Below are 2,852 nucleotides of genomic sequence, written 5' to 3'. Positions count from 1 at the left end.
TGTTGTGGTTGTTGCATCAGGGCATTTACTGCCTCATTAAGCGAGCCATCACCGCCGCCAATCACGACTCTGCCGACATTATCAGCTATGGCTTCTGTTATAAAACGCAACATATCAGCGCTTTCCCAAGAGACTCGCACGTCAATCGTATAGCCCTGCTCGCGCAAAGCGATAACCGATTGTCTTATGTCGACATTGGTGGCCTTTTTTCCATTAAGCAGTAGTCGGATATGTGTTAAGGGCATCGTTAAGTTCTCTGTTAGTTATTTTGGAACGGTCACCAGACAAAAAATACGTTTTTAAGTCACAAGTAGTTGCCCTATTCGCGATTTTTCTGTCACAAAAGATGTCTGCTTGATGCAAAACAATGACGAACATGATTAACTCATTATAATTGTCGTAAGATGAATTTTTATTCGTATCTTCGCAACAAAAATCTTTGTGCACGAAAGCGATATGCATCAAAAAATAAGTTTATATACACTAAAAAATAATAACAATGTAAGGGATAACTAATGAAAAAATCTTTACTTGCTTTGGCGGTTTCTTTTGCCTTGGCTGGATTGGTAGGTTGTAGCGATGACTCGGTTAAGCAAAGTCCACAAACCAAGGCCGTTACTGCTGAGGCTAGCACAACTAGTGCTGCGGCAGCATTAAACTTTAACGAATATTCACAACAGTTTATTGATGAGCTGTGGGCATTATCACCAACCTGGGCGCTGTACAGTGGCAAACATGTTAATGATGGCTATCTAGATATCCCAAATCAAGCAAGCCGCGACAAAACGCTGCAATTTGTTAAACAACAGCAAACGGCGCTAGCCCAATTTGATCCGCAGTCACTAACGGCTAACGAGTTAATTGATTATAAATTACTGAGTAATTTAGTGGAGTCAATGCAATGGGAAATTACACGCTTTAAAGGTTGGCAATGGGACCCGTCAAATTACAATGTTGCCGGTGGTTTTGCGCAAATTATCAATGAAGACTTTGCGCCATTAGATGAACGCTTAACCTCTGTGATTGCACGTCTTGAAAATGTGCCAGCCTATTATGAGGCCGCGCGAAACAATATTAGTGAGCCGACACTTGAGCATACCCAATTAGCCATTATGCAGAATCAAGGCGCATTTTCGGTATTGTCTGCTGAGTTAGCCCAGCAAGTCACTGATTCAGGCTTAAGCGCAGAGCAGAAAGTGTTATTTGCTGAGCGTTTTGATGCTGCAACTGTAGCAATTAAACAGCACATTGAGTGGTTAACCGCGCTTGAAACTAAGCTAACCGAAAATGGAGGCCGCGATTTCCGTATTGGTGAAACCTTATACGAAGAAAAGTTCGCCTTTGATATTCAGTCTGGTATGACGGCTAAACAGTTATATGACAAAGCTGTGGCAGATAAAAATCATGTTCAGCAAGAAATGGCTAAGATCACCGATACCATTTGGTCAAAATATATCGATACCCCAAAACCAGACGATGAGAGACAAGCAATTCGCCAGTTGATTGATGTGTTATCAACCAAACATGTTAAACGAGAAAACTTTGTAGCCGAAGTGCGAAAGCAAATTCCAGAGCTGATTAAGTTTGTCAATGACAAGCAACTGGTAACGCTTGATCCTAAAAAGCCGTTAATTGTTCGTGAAACGCCTGAATACATGCGCGGTTTTGCCGGAGCGTCTATCAGTGCACCAGGACCTTATGACAAAGGCGGTAATACTTACTACAACGTTTCACCCCTTGATGACATGAGTGATGAGTCGGCAGAGAGCTATTTACGTGAATACAATCACTGGATTTTACAGGTTCTGAATATTCATGAGGCTATCCCAGGGCATTACACGCAATTAGTCTTTTCTAACCAATCTCCTAGTTTAGTGAAAAGCTTATTTGGTAATGGTGCCATGATTGAAGGTTGGGCTGTGTATACCGAACGAATGATGTTGGAAGAAGGCTATGGTAATTTTGAACCTGAAATGTGGCTGATGTATTACAAATGGAATTTACGGGTTATTTGTAACACTATTTTAGACTACAGCATTCAAGTCAATGGAATGGGCGAGCAAGAGGTGATTGACTTGCTTGAGAATGAAGCATTCCAACAACGTGCTGAAGCTGAAGGAAAGTGGCGCAGAGCCACGTTAAGTCAAGTTCAACTGACGAGTTATTACGCCGGTTACCGTGAGATTTATGATTTCCGCGAACAACTTAAAGCTAAACAAGGTGAGAGCTTTGATTTGAAACAGTTCCATGAACAGTTTTTAAGTTACGGTAGTGCGCCAGTTAAGTTCATTAAGCAGTTGATGACAGATAAATAGACCTATTACGTCTCACTCATAATTGTGACAAATGTCTCAAGGCCTGAAGTTTCAGGCCTTTTTTGTTAATGAAAAGGGTCACAGGGTGGATTAAATCTGGTTTTGGGTAAATCAATATGATAATCTTAATGGTAATCGTTATCATTAAGTAGCTGAGCATGAAGAATATCCTATTCATTGAACATACCCTTTCCGATAAAAGTGACGTAGGTCGACAGTTAAATGAGCAGGGCTACAGTGTTCATTGGGTTAATAATGCCTTTGATGCGTTGATCCAAATGGAGACTCTGCAGCTTGAAGCCATATTATTAGATTTTTCGGTTCCCAAAATGGATTCATTTTGGTTGCTGGTCGCACGACAAAGCCGAACCCCCATTATTGTATTAGCAGAAAGTAACAGCGAGCTTGAGCGTATTAATGCGTTAGAGTTAGGCGCCGACGATTACCTCACTAGACCGATTAATATCCGCGAATTGCAGTTACGTCTTAATGTACTCCATCGACGCACCCAAGCACCGATTAACGATGCTGTTAATG

At 41.4% G+C, this 2,852-nt stretch carries 3 protein-coding genes; 2 read left to right on the top strand and 1 reads right to left on the bottom strand.

Features of this window, described 5'->3' with window-relative positions; genetic code table 11:
- Window positions 1-245, bottom strand: a 245-nt coding sequence (locus tag CXF78_RS19135) for a diacylglycerol kinase family protein (protein ID WP_308302285.1), incomplete at its 3' end; no start/stop codon positions are given.
- A gap of 270 nt (window positions 246-515) precedes the next feature.
- Between CXF78_RS19135 and CXF78_RS19130 the strand changes: the two genes are divergently transcribed.
- Window positions 516-2,315: a DUF885 domain-containing protein gene (locus CXF78_RS19130; RefSeq protein ID WP_102037649.1), complete on the top strand. Its 1,800-nt coding sequence runs from the start codon at window positions 516-518 to the stop codon at window positions 2,313-2,315.
- Window positions 2,316-2,473: 158 nt separating this feature from the next.
- The coding region (locus CXF78_RS19125; protein WP_145991568.1) for a response regulator transcription factor at window positions 2,474-2,852 on the top strand (379 nt) is incomplete at its 3' end.

The sequence above is a fragment of the Shewanella sp. 11B5 genome, assembly GCF_002836795.1.
GTDB lineage: Bacteria > Pseudomonadota > Gammaproteobacteria > Enterobacterales > Shewanellaceae > Shewanella > Shewanella frigidimarina.
Note: the sequence above shows the minus strand (reverse complement) of the source record. Positions and strands in the feature narration are given on the sequence as shown.

What these genes read in the sequence shown, in the direction of transcription:
- CXF78_RS19130 (WP_102037649.1), top strand. Translation starts at nt 516, where the DNA reads ATGAAAAAATCTTTACTTGCTTTGGCGGTTTCTTTTGCCTTGGCTGGA.